The organism is Phycicoccus sp., from assembly GCF_035325325.1.
GTDB lineage: Bacteria > Actinomycetota > Actinomycetes > Actinomycetales > Dermatophilaceae > Phycicoccus.
Genome location: NZ_DAOLAC010000003.1, coordinates 143,374 through 163,255, shown reverse-complemented (window position 1 = coordinate 163,255; position 19,882 = coordinate 143,374). Strand labels below are relative to the sequence as shown.

Here is a 19,882-nt window from a genome sequence, read left to right as displayed (position 1 = left end):
CCGGCATGGCCGACCTCCACCTGTGGCTCCGCCACGAGACCCGCGCCACCGAGCGCCGGGCTCCGCTCGTCCCGCACGATGCGGCCCGGCTCGTCGCCGACGGCGTCCGCGTCACCGTCGAGGAGTCGCCCCAGCGCGTCTTCACGAGCGAGGCCTACCGCACCGGCGGCTGCGAGATCGTGCCGGCCGACTCGTGGCCGCAGGCCCCCGACGACGCCTACGTGCTCGGCATCAAGGAGCTGCCGGCGGCCCCGGACGCGTTGCGGCACCGCCACATCTTCTTCGGCCACGCCTACAAGGGCCAGGCCGGCGCCGGCGACCTGCTCCGGCGGTTCGCCGAGGGCGGCGGCGAGCTGCTCGACCTCGAGTACCTCACCGTCGACGGCCGCCGGGTCATCGCCTTCGGCTACTGGGCCGGGTACGTCGGCGCCTCGCTCGGTGTCCTCGCGACGCGTGGAGCGCTCCAGCCGCTCCACCCGATGGAGAAGGCGGAGCTGGATGCGCTGGTGCGCGCCACCGGGGCCGACGGTCTCGAGGCGCTCGTCGTGGGGGCGCAGGGCCGCAGCGGGCACGGCGCCCTCGACGCGCTGTTCGCGGCGGGCGCGAGGGTCGACGGATGGGACCGGGAGGACACCCGGGTCCTCGACCGCGCGGCCCTGCTCGACCACGAGCTCCTCGTCAACTGCGTCCTGTCCACCACTGCCCAGCCGGCGTTCGTGCGCCCGCAGGACCTCGCGGCCGAGCGTGCCCTGCGGGTCGTCGCGGACGTCACGTGCGACGTGACCTCCGAGCACAACCTCGTCCCGGTCAACCGGGCGATCACCTCCTGGGAGGAGCCGGCGCGCCGGGTGCACGAGGACCCCCCGCTGGACGTCATCGCCGTCGACAACCTGCCCTCGCTCCTGCCGCGCGAGGCGAGTGTCGCGTTCTCCGCCGACCTCGTGCCGCTCGTGCCGGCCCTCGCCGGCCGGCGCGGGCCGTGGCGCGAGGCGGAGAACGCCTACCGCAGCGCCCGGGGGCTGCGCTCGGCCTGACCCGTCGGCTCAGCGGACGAGGACGCGGGAGCCGATGGGCATGAGGCCCTCGGCCCAGATCATGTCGATGGCCGCGTTGCTCAGCCGCGCACAGCCGTGCGAGGCGGGGTAGGGCGGGATGCTCGGGGAGCCGTGCACGGCCCAGCCCCGGTAGAAGTACTTCGGCCGCCACAGCTCGCCGAGGTCGCTGTCGTCCTGGCCGTCGACCTGGCGGAACACGGTGAAGCTGCCGGTCGGGGTGTACGCCGTGGACGTGTGGCCGTTGGACGTGTACGGCTCACCGCTGCCGGTGGAGGTGTTGAGGGCGAGGACCGGGCGGCCCTTCCGCACGACCATGAGCACCTGGCGCCGGAGGTCGATCTCGACGCCGTCGCCGGACAGGGTGGCCCGCGGCCGGGTCCCCGCGGCGAGCGCGGCCCGGGTCCTCGGCCCGACGACGCCGTCGCGGGAGAGCCCGGCCGACTTCTGGAGGGCGAAGACCGCCTGCTGGGTCAGCGAGCCGAACCGGCCGTCCGGGGTGCCGAGCCAGTACCCGAGGGCGGTGAGCCGCTGCTGGAGCTCCAGCACCTGCGCGCCCGTCGAGCCGTAGGACAGGGACGCCGGCGTCGACGGGGTCGGGCTCGGCGTGGCCGTGGGCGTCGCGCTGGGGGTCGCGCTGGGGGTCGGGGTCGGGCTGGACGTCGGCGTCAGGGTGGCCGAGGGCGTCGGCGACGCCCCGGCGGACGTCGGGGTGGCCGTCGCGCTGGGCTCCGCGCTCGGGACCACGGGCCCGCCGGCGAGCTGGTCGAGGCGGCTGCACCCGGCCAGGACCGTCGCCGCCACGAGCGCGGCCGTGACCAGGAGTGCGGGTCGTCGGCCGGTCGGCATGGTGCCCCTCCCCCGAGGTGTCGAAGAACGTGTCGACCTCCCACGAGACGGCATCAGGAGGGTCGGGCGCAAATCGCCGCGCTCGCCGTGACCGCATCGTTGCCGGACGCACAGCCTGCGGTCAGGAACGAGCGCGCACCGCATCGTCGACCGCCAGCACCCGCTGGGCCACCTCGACGTGGAGGTTCTCGACCATCCGGCCCTCGTAGGTCACGACCCCACGGCCGGCGCCGGCCTCCCACGCCGCGAGCAGGCCGCGAGCGTCCTCGACCTCGGCCTCGCTCGGGGAGAACGCGGCGTTGCACGCCTTCACCTGACCGGGGTGGACGAGCGTCTTGCCGTCGAACCCGAGGTCACGCCCCTGGCGGCACTCGTCGGCGAGCCCGTCGAGGTCCCTGACGTCGTTGAAGACCCCGTCGAGCACCGAGACGCCGGCGCCGCGCGCGGCGAGCACGACGGTGGACAGCGCCGTGAGCAGCGGACCGCGGCCGGGCACGAAGCGGGCGCGGAGCTCCTTGACCAGGTCGTTGGTGCCGAGGACGAGCACGGTGAGCCGGTCGGATGCCGTGGCGATCGCCCGGGCGTCGAGGACCGCCCCGGGCGTCTCGACCATCGCCCAGAGGGACGTGTGGTCCGGCACGCCGAACCGCTCCATCGCCGCGACGAGGCCGCGGACCTCCTCCGCAGAGCCGACCTTGGGCACGACGATGCCGTCCGGGCCTGCAGCGCAGGCGGCCTCGAGGTCGGCGTCGTGCCACTGCGTCCCGAGCGCGTTGACCCGGATGCTTACCTCGCGGTGGCCGTAGGCGCCCGATGCGGCTGCCGCGCAGGCGTTCTCACGAGCGGTCAGCTTGTCGTCCGGGCCGACGGCGTCCTCCAGGTCGAGGATGAGCCCGTCGACCGGAAGCGTCTTCGCCTTCTCCAGGGCCCGCTCGTTGCTGCTCGGCATGTAGAGGACCGAGCGGCGGGGGCGGTACTCGCTCACGCGTCGCTCCCCTCGGCGTAGAGCTCGGCGAGCTCGGGGTCGTTGGCGGACAACCGGTCCGCCAGCTCGAGGATGACGAGGCACTGCTTGAGGCTCGCGTCGTCCTCCATCTTGCCGTCGAGCATCACCGCCCCGGTGCCGTCGCCCATCGCCGCCCTGACCCGGCGCGCGTGCGCGACGTCGTCGGCGCTCGGGCTGAACACCTTCTTGGCGATGGCGATCTGCACCGGGTGCAGGGTCCACGTGCCGACGCAGCCGAGGAGGAAGGCGTTGCGGAACTGGTCCTCGCAGGCGACGACGTCGGCGATGTCCCCGAACGGACCGTAGTACGGGAAGATCCCGTGCATCGCGCAGGCGTCGACCATCCGCGCGATCGTGTAGTGCCAGAGGTCCTGCTGGTAGGTGGCGCGAGGGCCCTGGACGTCGCCCCCCTCCGGGTCCTGGCGCACGAGGTAGCCGGGATGGCCGCCGCCGACGCGGGTCGTCTTCATCCGGCGGTCGGCCGCGAGGTCCGCCGGGCCGAGGCTGATGCCCTGCATCCGGGGGCTGGCCCCGGCGATCTCCTCGACGTTGGCCATCCCGCGCGCGGTCTCGAGGATGGCGTGGACGAGGATCGGCCGCGTGACGCCCGCCTTCGCCTCGAGCTGCGCGAGGAGCCGGTCGACGTAGTGGATGTCCTCCGGCCCCTGCACCTTGGGGACCATGACGACGTCGAGCCGGTCACCGATCTCGGTGACGAGGGTGGTGAGGTCGTCGAGCGCCCACGGGCTGTCGAGCGCGTTGACGCGGGTCCACAGCTGCGTGTGCTCGCCGAGGTCGGTGGCCTTCGCGATGTCGACGAGCCCCTGCCGGGCGGCCTCCTTGTTCTCGGCCTTGACGGCGTCCTCGAGGTTGCCGAGCAGGACGTCGACGGTGCCCACCATCTCGGGCACCTTCGCGGCCATCTTCGGGTTGCTCGGGTCGAAGAAGTGGATCATCCGGCTCGGCCGCGCCGGCACCTCCCGCAGCGGCGTCGGGGCCCCGACGGCCAGGGGGGCGAAGAAGTCCTTGGGGCTGCGCATCATCGAGCCTTCCGAGGCGGGTGCACGGTCTCGTCGGACGCTAGCAGCGGCCGGTGGTCGGGTCGCATGAGCCAGGTCACGGTGTGACCCACGCCGCGGGCGGTCACCTCCGGGCGCGCAGGCGGCGATCGAGGTCGGACATGAGGAGGGCCACGCGGGTGCGGCCGGTGGGCGCCGTCGGGTACCGGCGCAGGACGTCGAGCAGGACGGAGGTGGCCCGCGCGACGGCCTCGCGGAGGTGGCGGTCGGCGGCCTCGGGGTCGTCGGCCACCAGCTCGAGGGCCCGGGCGGCGTGGGCCGTGGCGCGCAGGATGTGCCCCACCTGGGTCGCCTGCGCGAGCGGGTGGAGGTAGGCGGACGCGGAGGCGTCACCCGCGGCCATCGCGGCGTGGTGGCCGGCGCCCGACTCGGCGGCCCCGGCGGCTCGGTGGGCGTCGAGCGCCGCGACCCGCTGCCGTCGCGACCGTGGCTCCCCGGCGACGAACGCGCGGGCGGCCTCCACGGCCTCGCGGGGGCGGGGGTCGCCGGGCAGGCGCTCCTCGGCGAGGTGCAGCACCTCCTCGGCGCTGGCCAGCGCGAACGCGGCCACCTCGCGCAGGTCCGCGTCGGTCAGCGCGATGTGCTCGGGGGTCACCACCTCAGAGCACCACACGGTGCTGGGGCTCGGTGGTGCGGGTCGCGGCGTTCGGGCCGTGCCAGGTGAGGGTGCCGTCGGGGTCGAGGACCGGTCGCCATCGCTGGGTCTGCTTGAAGCGGTGGTGGTGGCGGCACAGGGCCTCGAGCCCGGTGGGGATGGTCTGCCCGTCGGGCCAGGCCCTGGCGTGGTCGAGGTCGCAACGTTCGGCGGGTCGGGTGCAGCCCCACATCCGGCAGGTGCCGTCGCGGGTCCTGACGAAGTCGGCGATCGCACGGGTGGGCCGGTAGGCGGCTGTGGTCAGGGAGGCCAGGGTCCCGGTCTCGGCGTCGAGGACGGCCCGGGCCACCTCCAGCGGCAGGGTCTTGAGCAGGTTGGCCATGGTCGTGGCGTCGACCCAGCCGACGCCCGGCAGCTGGGCCCCGGAGACGCAGGACCCGGGCCCCAGCGCGGCCATGACGGTGGTGAGGTCGCCGGTCAGCTCCGGCGGCTCCTCCCGCCAGGACAGCTCCTCGCGGGAGGCGGGGTCGAGGTCGCCGTAACGGGTCACCTCACCGGTGACCGCGTCGATGACGGTGTCCTCGTCGTCCCACTGGACCCGGAACCGTTCACCCTGCGCCGGCTCCGGCGTCGCGGCGTCGGTGACCACCGGGACCCCGAGCATCACCTGAGCCGAGACGGTCACGTTGCGCAGCACCAGGTCGGCCAACGCATCCGCGCGCGCCTCCGGAAGGGACAGGTCGGCATCGACCGTCCGGTACTGCCCGGCCAGCTCCTCCACCGCCGACCACATCGCCGCCGACGTGGCGGTCGGCAGCGACCCGAACCAGTCGGTCAACCCGTCCACCCCGGCCCGCACCTCCACACACCGACCCCGCCGGGTTGTCGCGGCATGGACGGCGACCTGGTCGGCCGCCACCCGCGTCGCCACCCGCCGCGCCTCGGACGTCACCCGGGCCGGGTCCATCGACGCCAGCCGCCCCGCCAGCTCGGCATCCACCCGCAGGCACGCCTCGACGTCCAGGCCGGCGCACGCGTCGACGACCTTCTGCGCGGCAATCGTCCCGACCGACCCCTCGACCAGCAGCCCACGCACCCGCGGGAACCGCTCACCCAAGGTGGCGCCGAGCGTCACCTTCCGACCGGCAACCCCCTCGGTCAGGCCGGCCTCCAGGCAGAACATCGCCGGCGACATCGGGTCCACGAACCCGAGCGGGTGCACGCGCTCCACCGGGCCCGCCCCGGACAGCCGCACCTCCACCCGAGCACCCAAGGAAGCTGCCACCGCGACCAGGCCGTCGGCGGAGTTCGCCAGGTGCTGCGCCTCACCCGCGACGGCGAACGCGTCCTCCGGCGCCAACCCCAGACCGTCCTCGGACAGCTCACGACCCAGCGCCGCGCACTCCTCACGAAGTGCCGCGATGCGGCTCGAGATCGTCCCCCTGTCCATGCCTCATCGTACCGAACTCACGTTCGAACGGCAAGGTCCTGTGGACGGCAGTTCGCCCTCAGCAGAATGAAACTGACGACAATCCCCATCTTCCGGAAACCGAGGTCGACGGGTCGTCGGGCCGCCGACGACGACACGCCGAAGACCCGATGTGGGAGAGTGCGACCCATGCCCGACGAGGCGCCCAGCGACACCCCCGACACCGCGCCGCCCACCACGCCGCCGACCCCGCCGGCCGCGCCGACCCCGCCGGCCGGCGCCGACGTCACGCGCCTCACCAACGAGGCCGCGACGAAGTCCGGGCTGCTGTGGGTCCGCACGCCCGACGGCGCGACCCATCCGGTGTGGCACGTGTGGCACGACGACGGCGACGAGCGCGGCACCGGCCCGGCCGCCTACGTCGTGTCCGGCCCCGGCGAGCAGCACCTCCCCTGGCTCCCGGACGAGGTCGAGGTCGTCCTGCGCAGCAAGGACACCGGCGGCCGCCTCCTCACGACGCACGCGACCGTCCGCACCCTCGACCCCGGGACCGACCAGTGGGACGCCGCCGTCGAGGTGCTGCGCCCCGAGCGCCTGAACGCCACCGGCACGCCCGAGGAGGTGGCCGAGCGCTGGCGCGAGCACGACACGATCCACGTCATCACCCCGCACGGCCGGCCCGTCGAGCAGCCCGGCCACTACGACGACGCCAGCGGAGCACGTCCGGTGCGCCCCGCCGCGCCCACCACCGCCCGGTGGCGCCCGTGGCACTGGCGCGGCCGCGCCGGGGCCCGGCGCAACACGGCCCGCTGAGCACGGGCCGACCGCCCCCCGACGGCTAGCCTGTCGGACGTGAGCACGCCGACCCGCGCCTTCGTCGGCCGCCTGTCCGAGCTGGACGTCTTCGACCCGCTCGGTGACAAGGTCGGCCGCGTCCGCGACGTCGTCGTCACCTTCAGCGTCACCCGCACCCGACCTCGGGCCATCGGACTCGTCGTCGAGGTGCCCGGCCGCCGCCGCGTCTTCGTCCCGATGACCCGCGTCACCTCGGTCGAGGGCGGCCAGGTCATCACCACCGGTCTGGTCAACATGCGCCGCTTCGAGCAGCGCCCCAACGAGACCCTCGTCGTCGCCGAGCTCTTCGAGCGCCAGGTCCAGGTGCGCACCGAGGACGGCGACGTCGTGCCGGCCACCGTCCAGGACGTCGGGGTCGAGCAGCTGGGCCCCCGGGGCTGGAACGTCACCCGCGTCGCGGTGCGCCTCGAGGTCTCGCGCCCCAGCCGGCTCGGGCGCCTCGGGCGGCGGCGCGGCGAGACCTTCGTGGCGCCCGTCGAGGACGTCCGTGGCCTGCGCGACGCGAGCGAGGGGCAGGGCGCGGCGAAGCTGCTCGAGACCTACGAGGACCTCAAGCCGGCCGACCTCGCCGAGGTCATCCACGACCTCACCCCGCAGCGCCGGGCCGAGGTCGCCGCCGCCCTCACCGACGAGCGGCTCGCCGACGTCATCGAGGAGCTGCCCGAGGACGACCAGGTCGAGATCCTCGTCGGGCTCGAGGTCGGCCGGGCCGCCGACGTCCTCGAGGCGATGGAGCCCGACGACGCCGCCGACCTCCTCTCCGAGCTGCCGCCGGAGCGCCAGGAGGAGCTGCTCGAGAAGATGGACGCCGACGAGGCCGCCGACCTGCGCCGCCTCCTCACCTACGACGAGAACACCGCCGGTGGTCTCATGACGACCGAGCCGGTCATCCTCGGGCCGGAGGCCTCGATCGCCGAGGCGCTGGCCGTCGTGCGCCGCCAGGAGCTCTCGACCGCCCTCGCGTGCACGGTGTTCGTCTGCCGTCCGCCGCTGGAGACCCCCACCGGCAAGTTCCTCGGCGTCGTCCACATCCAGCGGCTGCTGCGCGAGGCGCCACACCAGCCGATCGGCGGCATCCTCGACAAGGACGTGGAGCCGCTCCTGCCGACCGCGAGCCTCGGCCAGGTGACCCGGATGCTCGCCACCTACGACCTCGTCGGGATGCCGGTCGTCGACGAGGACGGCCACCTGCTCGGCGCGGTCACGGTCGACGACGTCCTCGACCACATCCTCCCGGACGACTGGCGCGAGGAGCGCCACGACGTCGTCTCGCACACGGAGGTGAGCAGTGGCTGAGCGCGAGCGCCGGACGCGCATCGACCAGCCGCGCGAGGTGGGCCGCCGCCGGTTCACGATGCCGGCCCTGCTCACCGAGGAGACCTTCGGCATCCTCAGCGAGAAGTTCGCCCGCTTCATGGGCACCGCGTACTTCCTCATCGGGATGACCGTCTTCGTCGCGGCGTGGCTGCTCTGGAACACCCTGGCCCCGGAGTCGGTGCGGTTCGACCCCTACGCGTTCATCTTCCTGACCCTGATGCTCAGCCTCCAGGCCTCGTACGCGGCACCCCTGATCCTCCTCGCCCAGAACCGGCAGGCCGACCGCGACCGCGTCGCCCTCGAGCAGGACCGCTCCCGCGACGAGCGCAACCTCGCGGACACCGAGTTCCTCACCCGCGAGGTCGCGGCGCTCCGACTGGCCATGCGCGACACCGCGACCCGCGACTTCGTCCGCAGCGAGCTGCGCGACCTCCTCGACGAGATGGAGGAGCGCGGGCTCGTCGTCGTGCAGCAGCCCCCGGGCGACTCCGGGGGCGAGGACGCCGGCGAGCCGCAGCCGACCTAGACTTCAGGGCATGCCGCAGGTCAGCACCGACGCCCTCCACGCCGCCCTCGAGACGGTCATCGACCCCGAGATCCGGCGCCCCATCACCGAGCTCGGGATGGTCGGCGACCTCGCCTGCGACGACGACGGCCGGGTCGCCGTCACCGTCCTGCTCACCGTCGCCGCCTGCCCGCTCAAGGACACCCTGACCCGCGACACGACGAACGCCCTCTCGGCGGTCGACGGCGTCACCGACGTCAGCGTCACCCTCGGCGTGATGAGCGACGACCAGCGCGCCGAGCTCAAGACGAAGCTCCGCGGCGGCACGGCCGAGCGCGAGGTGCCCTTCGCCAAGCCCGGCTCGCTGACCCGCGTCTACGCGGTCGCGTCCGGCAAGGGCGGGGTCGGCAAGTCCTCGGTGACGGCCAACCTCGCCGCGTCGCTGGCCGCCCAGGGCCTGCGGGTCGGCGTCGTCGACGCCGACATCTACGGCTTCTCGATCCCCCGGATGCTCGGCGTCGAGCACAAGCCGACCCAGGTCGACGACATGATCATGCCGCCGGTCAGCCACGACGTGAAGGTCATCTCGATCGGGATGTTCGTGCCCGGTAACCAGCCGGTCGTCTGGCGCGGGCCGATGCTCCACCGGGCGCTCCAGCAGTTCCTCGCCGACGTCTTCTGGGGCGACCTCGACGTCCTCCTCCTCGACCTGCCGCCCGGCACCGGCGACATCGCGATCTCGGTCGCGCAGCTCGTTCCGGGGGCCGAGATCCTCGTCGTCACCACGCCGCAGCAGGCCGCGGCCGAGGTCGCCGAGCGGGCCGGCTCGATCGCGCTGCAGACCCACCAGCGCCTCGCCGGCGTCATCGAGAACATGAGCTGGCTCGAGCTCCCGGACGGCACGCGCGAGGAGATCTTCGGCTCCGGCGGCGGCCGCGAGGTCGCCGAGTCGCTCTCCCGCTCGATCGGCGCCGAGGTGCCCTTGCTCGGGCAGATCCCCCTCGACACCCGGCTGCGGGTCGGCGCCGACCAGGGCACCCCGGTGGTCCTCGGCGAGCCCGACTCGCCCGCGGCAGTGGCCCTCCGCGGCATCGCCTCCGGTCTCGCCACCCGCTCGCGCGGGCTCGCCGGGCGCTCGCTCGGCCTCTCTCCGGTCGGCCGCTGACCCGCGGCCGCCGTCCCGGGGCGGCGCCTCAGGTGGCGTCGGTGTCGTAGGGCGTCGGCAGGGTGGGGTCGAACCCCTGCGGCGCCGACCACGGCCGCACGTCGACCGGACCGTCGTCGACTGCCGGCTCGTACCCCGACTCGCCCACGGAGGCGGTGCGACCGGCGTCGGCGGCAGCCACGGCGGCCGCCGCCGCGTGGCTCTTGCGCAGCCGGGTGGCGTCGCGCACGGCGTCGACCTCGCCACGCACCGGGGCGACGGCGTCCTCGAGCGGCTCGAGGAGGGCCTCGCGCACGATCCGGCGGGGGTCGTACTGTCGCGGGTCGTACTGGCGCCAGTCGATGTCGTCGTACTCGGGACCGAGCTGGTCGCGCAGCTGTTCCCTGGCGCCCTCGGCCATCACCCGCAGCTTGCGGATGGCCCGGGCCAGCTTCGCCGCGTACTCGGGCAGCTTGTCCGGGCCGAGCACGAAGAACGCGATGAGCACGAGGAGGACGAGCTCCCACCCGTTCACACCGAACACCGCGTCACACCCTCTCGAGCCCAGCCGGAGCCGGGGTCACTGCGACCCCTGGAGCACCATCGTGACATCCCGCTCCCGGCCGTCGCGACGCACGGTCAGCCTCACGGAGTCCCCGACCTTGCGGGCGCGGATCTTGACGACGAGCTCGCCGTCGTCGGCGACCGGCTTGCCCTCGAAGGCGACGATGACGTCGCCGGCCTTGAGGCCCGCCTTGTCGGCCGGGCCCCCGGGGTTGACGGCGGGATCGCCACCCGGCCCGCTGTCGGCGATGCGCACGCCCTGGCCGTCGTACTGGCTGTCGAGGAAGACCCCGATGATGGGGTGCTCCGCCCGGCCCGTCGAGATCAGCTGGTCGACGGTCGTCACGACCTGGTCGCTGGGGATGGCGAAGCCGACACCGATGTTGCCGCTCTGGCCACCGATCGTGCTGCCCGGGACGCGGGCGATCGCGGAGTTGACGCCGATGACCCGGCCGTCCATGTCGAGCAGCGGGCCGCCCGAGTTGCCGGGGTTGATCGCGGCGTCGGTCTGGATGGCGTTGATGAAGGACTGGTCGTCCTGCTCACCCGGCGTCACCGGCCGGTCGAGCGCGCTGACGATGCCGCTGGTCACCGTCGAGTCGAGCCCGAGCGGCGCGCCGACGGCGATCACCTCGTCACCGACGACGACGTCGGCGGAGCGCCCGACCGGCAGCGGGTCGAGCGTGGCGCCCTGCACCTGGACGACGGCGAGGTCGTACGAGGCGTCCTTGCCGACCACCTTGCCCGACACCTGCTTGCCGTCGGAGAGGACGACGGTGATGCTCCCCGAGCCGCCCGCCCCCGCGACGACGTGGTTGTTCGTCACGACGTGGCCCTTGTCGTCGTAGACCCAGCCGGAGCCCGTCGCGCCGCCGTCGGCGCCCTCGACCTTGAGGGTGACGACGCTCGGGAGCGCGGTGGCGGCGATGTTCGCGATCGAGCCCTGCGGACGAGTGGTCGCGCCGGCGCCGGGTGCCGGGGCGGCGACCGTGCGCGTGCCACCGCTCGACCCGCCACCGTCGGCGAGGTACCCACCGACGATGCCTCCGGTCGTGCCCGCGACGAGCGCCGCGGCGACGGTGGCCCCGACGAGGGCCCCCCAGCCCGGACCGCGCCGCGGGACGGGCGACGAGACGGGCTGGGCGGGGAGCGCGCCCGGGGGCGGGGGCTGCGCGGCCCACGAGCCGCTGATCGGCTGGTACGGGGCCGTCGTCGTCGTGGACGCCGGCGGGGTCGAGGGAGCCGCCGGCGGCGGTTCGTGGGCGGCGCCCTGCGGCGCCTCGACGGTCGGCTCGCCGCCGGGGGCCGCCGCCCACACCGGCCCCTCGGCGGGCGCCGGGACGGGGTCCTGCCCCTGGCCGCGGGGCTCCCGGTCCCACGGCTGCCACTGGTCGGTGCCGGGGTCCCGTTCGCTCATGGGGTCGATTGTGCCTGCTGCCGCGTCGGCGCGGGCGAGGAGGTACGGAAGGTCCAGCCGACCTGCGCGAACGCGCTCGTCCCGGCCGGCGAGCCGCCTCGGCTGGTCACCGAGGCGGGGGTGCTGGGGCCGGTGGCGACCCCCGGGCGCACGGTGCCCGGCGTGCCGATGACGGTGAGGCTCCAGGCCGCGGCGGCCGAGACGCCGGCGGCCGCCGCGGCGACGACCGTCGCCCGGAGGGCGCTGCGGTGGCACGGCGGGGCGCCCGGGGCGAGCAGCGGCAGCGGCTCGGGGCCCGCGGCCGTGCGGGCCGGCGCCTCGAGGTCGCGACCGAGGGCGAGGAGCGTGGTGCGCAGGTCCCCGGGCATCGACGGCGCCCCGGCGAGGGCGACCCGCAGCCGGCGCTCCTGGTCCGCGGCGTGACGGCACAGCTCGCACGCGACGAGGTGGTGGTCCCACGCCGCGGCCCGGCGCTCGGGAAGGCGGTCGGCGACGTACTCGGAGAGCTCGTCGTCGAGGCAGCGGACGGAGGGCCGGCTCATACGGCTCCCGCGGCGGGACGGCGGACGATCGGGCCGCGGCGAGCGGGGACGGAGACCTCGGGGCGCGGCTTCGGGGCGCGGTGGGCGAGGGCCTCGCGCAGCTGGGCCCGGCCGCGGTGGATGCGCGAGCGGACCGTGCCGAGCTTGATGCCGAGGGTGGCCGCGACCTCCTCGTAGGACAGCCCCTCGATGTCGCAGAGGACGACCGCGGCCCGGAAGTCGGGCGAGAGCCCGTCGAGCGCCCGCTGCACGTCGTCGTCGAGGTGGGTGTCGTGGTAGGTCTGCTCGGGACCCCGCTCGCGGCTCGGGAGGCGGGCCGCGGACTCCTCGGAGAGCGCGTCGAAGCGGATCCGCTGCTTGCGCCGCATCCGGTCGAGGAAGACGTTCGTCGTGATGCGGTGCAACCAGCCCTCGAAGGTGCCCGGCTGGTAGGTGTGCAGCGAGCGGAACACCCGGACGAAGACGTCCTGGGTGAGGTCCTCGGCGTCGTGGACGTTGCCGGTCAGGCGGTAGGCCAGCCGGTACACCCGGGCGGAGTGCTGCTCGACGACCTCCTCCCACGTCGGCGGAACCCAGGCGCCCGCGCTCCCCCGCGCGGCGTCGTCGGTCGTCATCGGCTCGTCCCTCACCAGGCTGGTCATGTCACCCATCGATACGTGTCGGAACCGGGAATTGTTCCCGGAAAGCCTGAACGCCGGCTGGGAACCCGGTGGCGCGCCGACCCCCGCCACGCGGACTAGGGTTGCCGCCATGAGCGGACTGAAGCCGGCCAGCTGGTCCTACGCCGAGGAGTTCGTGCCCGAGCCCGAGGTGGTCGAGGCCGCGCGCCGGCGCGGCGTCGAGCTCGGCGCGGCGTCCCCCGTGGGCACCGGCGCCGGTGCGGTGCTGCGCCTGCTCGCCGCCACGGTCGGGGCCCGGCACGTGCTCGAGGTCGGGACCGGGGCCGGCACCTCCGGCCTGTGGCTGCTGGCCGGGATGCCCGAGGACGGCGTGCTGACGACGATCGACGTCTCCGCCGAGCACCAGCGCCTCGCCCGGCAGGCCTACGCGGAGGCCGGCTACCCGCACCAGCGCACGCGCGTCATCACCGGGGCCGCGGCCGAGGTGCTGCCCCGGATGGCCGACGGCGGCTACGACATGGTCCACGTCGACGCCGACAAGGACACCTACCCCACCTACGTCGAGCACGCCGTCCGGCTGCTGCGCAGCGGCGGGGTCCTCGTCGTCGACAACATGCTCTGGCACGACCGGGTCGCCGACCCCGCCGCCCGCGACGACACGACGAGCACGCTGCGCGACCTCGGCAAGATGCTGCGCGACCACGACGACCTCGTCACCGCGCTGCTGCCGGTGAGCGACGGCGTCCTGGTCGCGGTGCGCCGCTGAGCGCGCCGCGCCCGCTCAGCTGACCGCCGGGCCGGCTCCCCGGCGGAAGCCGGCCGGCCCCTCGGCGATCGCGACGACCTCCCACTCCTCGATGGCGACCGGCGGCGTGCCGATGATCGCGCTGCCCGGCGAGGTGTCCGCGCCGGGCTCGAAGTCCTCGCGGAAGTGCTGGCGCTCCTGCTCGCTGTCGAAGACGTAGGTCCCCTCGAACCACTCGCCCTCGCGCATCCGCCACACCTTGAAGGCGAGGCCGTCGAGGAACATGAACCGCGCGATCGAGGTGCCGACGACGTACTCGCGCAGCTCCTCGGCGGCGCCCGCGGGCGCGTCCTCGAGTGACCAGCGCACCGTCAGCCCGTACCCGGCGTTCATCCATGTCCTCCTGCCGCCGACGGCGGCGATCTCGTGGTCGTCCCCGGCCGAACCCGGCCGGAGTCCCGACGGTAGGCGCCCGGGCCGCCGGCTGCCACCGCGTCTCACCCAGCACCCCCGGCACCCCCCGGACACGACGGAGCCCCCACCGGGTGGGCGGGGGCTCGGTCAGCGGATCAGGGGAGGCGGGTCAGGACAGGCCCTCGCAGTTGTCGATCGCCTCGCCGAGCGCCCGGACCTCCTCGGGGGTCATCTCGACCACGAGCCGCCCGCCGCCCTCGAGGGGCATGCGCAGCACGATGCCGCGACCTTCCTTGGTGACCTCGAGCGGGCCGTCGCCCGTCCTCGGCTTCATTGCCGCCATGGCGTGTTTCCCTTCCTCATCGCGGCAGCGGGGGTCGCGCCGCGTTGCTGCCCGGTCGCCGGACCGCCGGACGTAGGCGTCCATTATCGCGTAGCCGTGCGACACGACGAAATCCGAACCACCGGGTCAGGGCGGGAACGAGCCCCACGGGGTGTACGTGAGGAGGGTGCAGGTCCACCAGAGGACGCCGCCCACGAGGACGAGGAGGACCACGCCGACCCGGCGCTTCCAGTGCGGTACGACCTGCTGGCCGTCGGCGGTGCGCATCGCCACCGAGGCGAGCAGCGCCGCGAGCGGCATGTCGAGGAGCAGGAAGCGCCACATCGAGGTGATCGGCCGGACGACGGCGAAGAGGAAGAAGGGGTAGGCCAGCGCCCAGACCCGCATCTCGACGCTCATCCAGCGCCCGTGCCGGCCGAGCACGAGGGCCCCGTAGGTGGCGGCGAGCGCGAGGAGCACGACGACGCCGAAGACGCCCTTGGCGTCCCAGGCCCACTGGAACCAGAGGACGAACGGGCCGTCGGCGGGCTTCTGCCCCCACGCGGCCTGGACGTCGAAGAACGCCGTCGGGACGCCGGTGGCGATGCCGGCGACGGCCGGCCACGCGACCGCGCTGACCCCGACCGCGGCGAGCATGACGACGATCCGCCACCCCTGCCCGGCCAGCGGGCGCAGCCCGAGCGCCCGTTCCTCGCGCCAGCGGACGACCAGGTGGATGAGGACCGCGAGCCCGAGCGCGGGGGCGACCCCCCGGGTGAAGCCGAGCGGGATGGCGACGGCGGCGACGAGGAGGTAGTGCCGCCGCACGAGCACGAGCAGCGCCGCGGCGACGAGCGCGACCGCGAGGGCCTCGGTGTACGGCTTGAGCATGACCGAGGTCGTCGGGTAGAAGCACCACAGGCACGCGGCGACGAGGGCGAGCCGCTCGCGCTGCGGCTGCCGGGCCGCGTGGTAGGTGGTGCGGAACAGCGCGTGGATGAGCACGACCCCGACGGCACCGAGGACGAGGTTGAGGACGACCCCGGCGACCTCGAAGGACATCCCCGTGACCATGAGGCCCTTCACGAGGTAGGGGTAGAGCGGGTAGAACGCCCACGCGCTGTAGGTGACGAAGCCGGTGTCCGCGTCCCGCGGGAGGGGCACCGGGTAGCCGTCGGTGACGATGCGGTGGTACCAGACGCCGTCCCAGAGGCCCACCATGTCGCCGACCGTGGGGTCGGGGTGCCCGACGCCCGCGGGGTTCTGGAACCAGGTGGCCGCCACCCAGATCGCGACGAGCGAGACGACGCGCGAGACGGCGTAGACGACGAGCAGGGTGAGCACCGGCCGTTGCAGCGCCCGGCCGGCCAGCTCGTGCCGGCCCTGCGAGGTGAGCAGCCGGCGCAGCACCGAGCGCCGGGCGGCCTCGGGGGGCGCGTCGGCGGCGGGCGCGAGCTCAGCCCTGGCCATCGGTCAGACTCCTCACGTCCCAGAGGTACACCCCGCCGACCCGCTGCGGCTCGCCGAACACCGAGACGAGCGAGGTCCGCAGCGACTCGGCGGCCGGCCGGTCCTCGGGCAGGACGATCGCGTCGACCCGACCGGCCCGCAGGTCGGCGGTGAACGCGCTCTTCTCGGCCGTGCCGAGCGGCATCGGCTGGTCGGCCTGGGCGATCTCGAGCATCCACTGGCTCAGCGCGGTCGGGGTGGCGCCGTACTGGCCGACCCGCTCGGGGGTGCCGTTCGGCCCGACGAAGTACCCGGCGACGACCGGGAACCCCCAGCGGGCCGCGGCCTGCCACTCCAGCGCCCGGGCGTCGGCGACGTTCGGCGGCGGCGCGGCGAGGACCGAGCCGCCCGGGTCGACGTGCTCGCGCCACGTCCCGTCGGTGAAGAACGCGGGGACGACCGGCCGCGGGTCGACGACCAGCGGCGTGGGCACGACGGGCAGCAGGGCCATCACGCCCACCGTCGTGCCGGCCACCACCCCGGGACCGGACACCTCGGCGGCGCGGTCGACGAGGCGGCGCAGCGCCTCGACCCCGAGCGCGAGGAGCACCCCGAGGCACGGCAGGGCGACGAGCGTGAACCGCGTCGGGAGCACGTTCTGGACGACCGGCACGTGCTCGAGCAGCGCCCACGGACCGGGGATGCCGAGCGCCGTGCCGTGGAGGGTCACCTCCTCCCCGAGCGAGAGCCAGCACGTGACGACGACGACGGCCGCGAGCGCGCGCACCGCGACCGAGCGCCACAGGAGGGCGACCGTGGCGGCGACGGCCACCCACAGCCACACCCCGAAGAACGCGTTCTCCTCGGTGCGGTTCATCGAGAGGGCCGCCGAGGCCCACGGGTCGGCCCCGACGGTGCGGGTGGCGCGACCCCAGAGGGCGGCGAGGTCGTTGCCGGCCGGAGGGTGCCAGATGGACGCGTAGCTGCCCGGGCCGCGGAACTGCCACCACAGCGGGAGGCCGACGAGCGCGAGGGAGACGAGCGCGCCGACGCCGAGCCCGGTGCCGAGCGGGCGCCACCGGACCCGGCCGTGCGCCGCGAGGACGGCGCCGCCGACGAGGACCCCGACGGCGGTGAGGAGCAGCACCTCCTCCCCGATGAGCACCTGCCACGCGACGAGCAGCCCGAGGACGACGCCGTCGCGGACCGGCCGACGGCCCTCGGCGAGGCGCAGGAGGCGGTCGAGGAGCACCGGCACGAGGGCCTGGACGACGAAGTTCGGGTGACCGTTGGCGTGGCTGACCATGCCCGGGCCGAAGCCGGCGAGCAGGGAGCCGAGGAACGCGGCGACCGGGTGCACCGGGAGGCGGGTGCGCACGAGCCAGTACCAGGCGGAGGCGGTCAGGGCCAGGCCGAGCAGCTCGACGAGGACGAAGGTGACCTGCGGCCCGGCGAGGAGGGTCAGCGGAGCGAGCGGCACCCCGAGGCCGATGACCGAGGCGTTGGCCATGAGGTTGACGCCGGTCGGGAAGTTCTGGAGGTCGGTGGCGAGGGGGTTCGAGAAGGTCGTGAGGTTGTGCGCGGTGGCCCCGAGGTACCACTCGAAGGCCTGCTGGTCCTGGACGCCCTGCGACAGGTAGCCGGTGCGCACCGCGCCGAGCAGGTGCATCGTCACGTAGGCGGCGACGGCGAGGTGGAGCAGCGGCGCGACGAGGTCGGCCGGGCGCAGCGGGGCGGGGTGTCCGGCAACCGGGTCACGCCCGGTTGCCGGACGGTGTCGAGGGGGCGGCTCGTCCTCCGGGTCGGGGGTCAGCCGGGTGAGCCACCCGTCGTCCCCCGCGTCGGGGGTGGCCGGGGCGCCCGGCATCGGCGCCTCTCCGCGAAGGCGCCGGATCTCGTCGTCCCGCACCGCGATCCGGGCCTCGAGGGTGCCGACGACGTCGTCGACCTGGTCCATCCGGTAGCCGCGGAACGCGAGCCGGTAGGTGGTTACCTCTGGGTCGCCGCCGCGGGCCGCGGCCGGCTGCTGACGGCCCAACCACCACGCCGCGGCGAGGAGCACCCCGACCGCCCCCACGGCGGCGAGCACCGACCACGTCACGGCGCGACCCCGGGCCGGGCCCGCTCGGCGGCGGCGACGAGGCCCTCGACGACGCGGCCGAAGAGCACCGGCCCCAGGCGGTCGCCGAGCGGCCGGGTGAGCCGCCGCAGGCCGGGCAGCCAGATCTCCTCGACCCAGACGACCTGCGAGCCCTCGCCCGCGTCGGACACCGTGATGTCGGCCCACCCGCGCAGGAACCAGCCGGTCTTGACCAGCCGCAGCCGGTGGCCGGGCTCGAGGGCGGTGACGAGCATCCGGTCCGCACCGGCGAGCGGGCCGAGCCGGGTCACGGCGCTGACCTCCGCGCCGAGGACCAGCCCGCCGTCCGGGACGTGCACGTCGGTGAGCGGGACGTGCCGGGTGTGCTCCGGGAGGTCGGTGACGGCGGCCCAGGCCGCGGACCGCGGGAGCCGGGTCGCGCGGCGGACGGTGAAGGCCATCAGGGCTCCCCCGCCGCGTCCGGGCGCAGCTCGTCGACCTCGCGCTCGCGGGCGGCGAGGTCGGAGCGCAGCCGCTCGAGATGCGCGTCGACGTCCTCCGGGCGGTAGCCGCGCGCGGCGGTGTCGAAGCGCACGGCGTCGACGTCGGCGGCGACCGGCTCGTCGGGCAGGCCGTGGTCCGGGGTCGTCGTGACCGCCGGGGCCAGCGGGTCGACGCCCACCCGACCGGTCGCCACGGCGAGGACGACGGCGACGAGCGCCACCGCGACGAGGGCGAGGAGGACCGGGACCACGGGCCGATCCTACGGCGGCGACCTGCGGTTACTCCGGGTGCCGTGCGGCCGCCCGGCGCGCGACGGCACGGTCGGCCTCGACGACGACGCGGACCGCCTCCTCCGGGTCGTCGGTGAGGGTGAGCAGCGCGAGGTCGACCGCGCCCAGCGTGCCGGCGGCCGCCGCGGTGTGGGTCAGCCAGTCGAGCAGCCCGCCCCAGTAGTCGGTCCCGAGGAGGACGATCGGGAAGCTCGTCACCTTCTGGGTCTGGACGAGGGTGACGGCCTCGAACAGCTCGTCGAGGGTGCCGAAGCCGCCGGGCAGGACGACGAAGCCGCACGCGTACTTGACGAACATCGTCTTGCGGGCGAAGAAGTAGCGGAAGTTGACGCCGAGGTCGACGTGCTCGTTGAGCCCGGCCTCGAAGGGCAGCTCGATGCCGAGCCCGACCGAGGTGCCGCCGGCCTCGAGCGCTCCCTTGTTCGCCGCCTCCATCGCGCCGGGGCCACCCCCGGTGATGACGGCGTAGCCGGCCTCGGCGAGGGCCCGCCCGACCCGCTCGCCGAGCGCGTACTCGTGGCTGTCCGGACGGGTCCGCGCCGACCCGAAGACGCTGACCGCGGGGCCGAGCTCGGCCAGGGCGCCGAACCCGGTGACGAACTCGGAGGTGATGCGCATGACCCGCCACGGGTCGGTGTGCAGCCAGTCGGCCGAGTCGGCGGAGTCGAGGAGCCGCTGGTCGGTCGTCGAGCGCGGCACCTTCGAGCGCCGCATGACGACCGGACCCTGGTGGTAGTCGTGCTCCTGACGGTGCTCGGGGGTCTCCACGGGCGCCACCCTATGCCCGCGGCCTCCGGGCTCAGCGCAGCCAGCGCAGCAGCGCGTCCTCGCACCGCACGTACTGCTCGACCGGGCACTGCTCGTCGTCCATGTGCGCGAGGTTGGGGTCGCCCGGACCGAAGTTGACCGCCGGCACCCCCATCGCGGAGAACCGCGCGACGTCGGTCCAGCCCTGCTTGGCGACGACGGGCAGGCCGAGCGCCTCGACGAAGGCCCGCGCCGCCGGCCGGTCCAGCCCCGGACGGGCGCCGGGGGCGTTGTCGCGGACGGTGACGTCGAACCCGTCGAAGAGGCCGCGCACGTGCGCCTCGGCGGCGTCGGCGG

Annotated in this window: 23 protein-coding genes; 6 read left to right on the top strand and 17 right to left on the bottom strand. The window is 74.7% G+C overall.

All coding sequences use genetic code 11. From position 1 onward, the window contains the following. The first annotated feature begins 5 nt into the window (after positions 1-5). On the top strand, positions 6-1,034 hold the full coding sequence (locus PKA89_RS03730) for a saccharopine dehydrogenase (protein WP_324416735.1): 1,029 nt from the start codon (positions 6-8) through the stop codon (positions 1,032-1,034). A 9-nt stretch (positions 1,035-1,043) separates the two neighbouring features. Here the strand turns inward: PKA89_RS03730 and PKA89_RS03725 are convergent, their stop codons facing one another. The 5 genes from PKA89_RS03725 to PKA89_RS03705 form a co-directional block, all read right to left on the bottom strand. After that, positions 1,044-1,901, bottom strand: coding sequence for a L,D-transpeptidase family protein (locus PKA89_RS03725; RefSeq protein WP_324416734.1), 858 nt, complete (start codon positions 1,899-1,901; stop codon positions 1,044-1,046). A 121-nt stretch (positions 1,902-2,022) separates the two neighbouring features. After that, positions 2,023-2,886, bottom strand: a complete 864-nt coding sequence (locus PKA89_RS03720) for a CoA ester lyase (protein ID WP_324416733.1) — start codon at positions 2,884-2,886, stop codon at positions 2,023-2,025. Next, the gene (locus tag PKA89_RS03715) at positions 2,883-3,947 is read right to left on the bottom strand and encodes a CoA ester lyase (RefSeq protein WP_324416732.1); all 1,065 of its coding nucleotides are present in this window, start codon (positions 3,945-3,947) and stop codon (positions 2,883-2,885) included. Before PKA89_RS03715 ends, PKA89_RS03720 begins: the two co-directional genes overlap by 4 nt. A 103-nt stretch (positions 3,948-4,050) precedes the next feature. Continuing rightward, positions 4,051-4,581: a putative immunity protein gene (locus PKA89_RS03710; protein WP_324416731.1), complete on the bottom strand. Its 531-nt coding sequence runs from the start codon at positions 4,579-4,581 to the stop codon at positions 4,051-4,053. Positions 4,582-4,585: 4 nt separating this feature from the next. Continuing rightward, positions 4,586-6,031, bottom strand: coding sequence for a DUF222 domain-containing protein (locus PKA89_RS03705; RefSeq protein ID WP_324416730.1), 1,446 nt, complete (start codon positions 6,029-6,031; stop codon positions 4,586-4,588). Positions 6,032-6,199: 168 nt separating this feature from the next. Between PKA89_RS03705 and PKA89_RS03700 the strand changes: the two genes are divergently transcribed. From PKA89_RS03700 to PKA89_RS03685, 4 genes are read left to right on the top strand one after another with little or no spacing between them, the layout of a single operon-like run. After that, the gene (locus PKA89_RS03700; protein WP_324416729.1) at positions 6,200-6,823 is read left to right on the top strand and encodes a hypothetical protein; all 624 of its coding nucleotides are present in this window, start codon (positions 6,200-6,202) and stop codon (positions 6,821-6,823) included. Positions 6,824-6,862: 39 nt separating this feature from the next. Beyond that, a complete protein-coding gene (locus PKA89_RS03695) occupies positions 6,863-8,161 on the top strand; it encodes a CBS domain-containing protein (RefSeq protein WP_324416728.1) in 1,299 nt (432 codons plus the stop codon). Beyond that, positions 8,154-8,708: a DUF1003 domain-containing protein gene (locus PKA89_RS03690; RefSeq protein WP_324416726.1), complete on the top strand. Its 555-nt coding sequence runs from the start codon at positions 8,154-8,156 to the stop codon at positions 8,706-8,708. The genes PKA89_RS03695 and PKA89_RS03690 overlap by 8 nt, the downstream gene beginning before the upstream one ends. A gap of 10 nt (positions 8,709-8,718) precedes the next feature. Further along, complete coding sequence (locus PKA89_RS03685) at positions 8,719-9,852, top strand: P-loop NTPase (RefSeq protein WP_324416724.1); 1,134 nt, start codon at positions 8,719-8,721, stop codon at positions 9,850-9,852. A gap of 28 nt (positions 9,853-9,880) precedes the next feature. Here the strand turns inward: PKA89_RS03685 and PKA89_RS03680 are convergent, their stop codons facing one another. The 4 genes from PKA89_RS03680 to sigE are packed head-to-tail and all read right to left on the bottom strand — an operon-like array spanning position 9,881 to position 12,968. Next, on the bottom strand, positions 9,881-10,375 hold the full coding sequence (locus PKA89_RS03680; RefSeq protein ID WP_324416722.1) for a Sec-independent protein translocase subunit TatB: 495 nt from the start codon (positions 10,373-10,375) through the stop codon (positions 9,881-9,883). A gap of 36 nt (positions 10,376-10,411) precedes the next feature. Continuing rightward, on the bottom strand, positions 10,412-11,812 hold the full coding sequence (locus tag PKA89_RS03675) for a trypsin-like peptidase domain-containing protein (protein WP_324416721.1): 1,401 nt from the start codon (positions 11,810-11,812) through the stop codon (positions 10,412-10,414). Continuing rightward, positions 11,809-12,354, bottom strand: coding sequence for a hypothetical protein (locus PKA89_RS03670; protein WP_324416719.1), 546 nt, complete (start codon positions 12,352-12,354; stop codon positions 11,809-11,811). The genes PKA89_RS03675 and PKA89_RS03670 overlap by 4 nt, the downstream gene beginning before the upstream one ends. After that, a complete protein-coding gene (gene sigE / locus PKA89_RS03665) occupies positions 12,351-12,968 on the bottom strand; it encodes an RNA polymerase sigma factor SigE (RefSeq protein ID WP_324416845.1) in 618 nt (205 codons plus the stop codon). Before sigE ends, PKA89_RS03670 begins: the two co-directional genes overlap by 4 nt. A 136-nt stretch (positions 12,969-13,104) precedes the next feature. Here sigE and PKA89_RS03660 point away from each other — a divergent pair, with 136 nt between their 5' ends. Further along, positions 13,105-13,740, top strand: coding sequence for an O-methyltransferase (locus PKA89_RS03660; protein ID WP_324416717.1), 636 nt, complete (start codon positions 13,105-13,107; stop codon positions 13,738-13,740). Positions 13,741-13,755: 15 nt separating this feature from the next. Here PKA89_RS03660 and PKA89_RS03655 read toward each other — a convergent pair whose 3' ends face one another. The 8 genes from PKA89_RS03655 to PKA89_RS03620 form a co-directional block, all read right to left on the bottom strand. After that, positions 13,756-14,112 (bottom strand): hypothetical protein, encoded by a 357-nt coding sequence (locus tag PKA89_RS03655; protein ID WP_324416715.1) that lies wholly within the window; start codon positions 14,110-14,112, stop codon positions 13,756-13,758. A gap of 190 nt (positions 14,113-14,302) precedes the next feature. Next, the gene (locus tag PKA89_RS03650) at positions 14,303-14,476 is read right to left on the bottom strand and encodes a DUF3117 domain-containing protein (protein ID WP_204131309.1); all 174 of its coding nucleotides are present in this window, start codon (positions 14,474-14,476) and stop codon (positions 14,303-14,305) included. Between the two features lie 126 nt (positions 14,477-14,602). Then, positions 14,603-15,925 carry a hypothetical protein gene (locus tag PKA89_RS03645; protein ID WP_324416713.1) on the bottom strand — a complete coding sequence of 441 codons (1,323 nt, stop codon included), beginning with the start codon at positions 15,923-15,925 and terminating at the stop codon, positions 14,603-14,605. Next, positions 15,912-18,005, bottom strand: a complete 2,094-nt coding sequence (locus PKA89_RS03640) for a hypothetical protein (protein ID WP_324416711.1) — start codon at positions 18,003-18,005, stop codon at positions 15,912-15,914. Before PKA89_RS03640 ends, PKA89_RS03645 begins: the two co-directional genes overlap by 14 nt. Next, complete coding sequence (locus tag PKA89_RS03635) at positions 18,002-18,445, bottom strand: hypothetical protein (RefSeq protein ID WP_324416709.1); 444 nt, start codon at positions 18,443-18,445, stop codon at positions 18,002-18,004. The genes PKA89_RS03640 and PKA89_RS03635 overlap by 4 nt, the downstream gene beginning before the upstream one ends. Beyond that, positions 18,445-18,738 carry a DivIVA domain-containing protein gene (locus PKA89_RS03630; RefSeq protein WP_324416707.1) on the bottom strand — a complete coding sequence of 98 codons (294 nt, stop codon included), beginning with the start codon at positions 18,736-18,738 and terminating at the stop codon, positions 18,445-18,447. Before PKA89_RS03630 ends, PKA89_RS03635 begins: the two co-directional genes overlap by 1 nt. Positions 18,739-18,766: 28 nt before the next feature. Then, positions 18,767-19,492 carry a TIGR00730 family Rossman fold protein gene (locus tag PKA89_RS03625; RefSeq protein WP_324416844.1) on the bottom strand — a complete coding sequence of 242 codons (726 nt, stop codon included), beginning with the start codon at positions 19,490-19,492 and terminating at the stop codon, positions 18,767-18,769. An 85-nt stretch (positions 19,493-19,577) separates the two neighbouring features. Further along, the coding region (locus PKA89_RS03620; protein ID WP_324416705.1) for a M20/M25/M40 family metallo-hydrolase at positions 19,578-19,882 on the bottom strand (305 nt) is incomplete at its 5' end.